The organism is Wolbachia endosymbiont of Drosophila baimaii (assembly GCF_028982185.1).
In the GTDB taxonomy this organism is placed as follows: domain Bacteria; phylum Pseudomonadota; class Alphaproteobacteria; order Rickettsiales; family Anaplasmataceae; genus Wolbachia; species Wolbachia pipientis.
The window spans coordinates 1-696 of sequence record NZ_JAPQLE010000164.1 but is presented as its reverse complement, the minus strand read 5'-3'; the positions used below and the strand labels follow the sequence as shown (position 1 = coordinate 696).

1 pseudogene is annotated in these 696 nt (G+C 39.2%); it reads left to right on the top strand.

Going from position 1 to position 696, the window contains the following annotated elements:
* Positions 1-141: 141 nt before the first annotated feature.
* Positions 142-609 (top strand): annotated as a pseudogene (locus tag OZD66_RS05240) (phage terminase large subunit family protein); the annotation flags it as partial.
* Between the last annotated feature and the right edge of the window lie 87 nt (positions 610-696).

Here is a 696-nt window from a genome sequence, read left to right as displayed (position 1 = left end):
AAAACAAGATTTTCAATAAGTTGCTTATAATCCTAATTATAGTTAGCCTTTCATAAGTAGCGATGCAACAAAGCCCACTGGGATCCAGAAAATTCAACCGCAAAAGACTGGATTCCAGCATCAAGTGCTGGAATGACACTACCTGCAAGAGTATTATACTCAAGAGAAGAGAATGAGTTATTATATCCCCTGGAGGGAGGAAGAGAAGAAGTTGAGATGATAAAAGTTGAACTCGGGAGTTACGCTTTTGCTGCTCAATATCAACAAAATCCTCTACCACTTTCAAGCGGTATAATAAAACAAGAGTGGCTAAAGCGCTATAAAAATTTCCCTGATAATCTCTCACATGTAACTCAAAGCTGGGACACTGCAGTTTCAACAAACGATTCCAGCGACTTTAGCGTCTGCACCACCTGGGCAAAAATAGATAATAAATTCTATTTACTTGATGTATATCGAGCAAAGCTTGAGTACCCAAAGCTTAAAGAGCAAGTTCTGTCACTAGCTGTAAGATGGACGCCACACGCAATTTTGATCGAAGCAAAAACGAGTGGTCAACAATTAACACAAGAGCTAAAGGCAAATAGCGATCTACCGATTATCGAAATATAGCTCTTTTCATAGAAGTCCGGATGTGATAAGATAAGGATAGACGATGATAAGGAGGTTGAGTGCCAGCAGCATATAGTTATGACT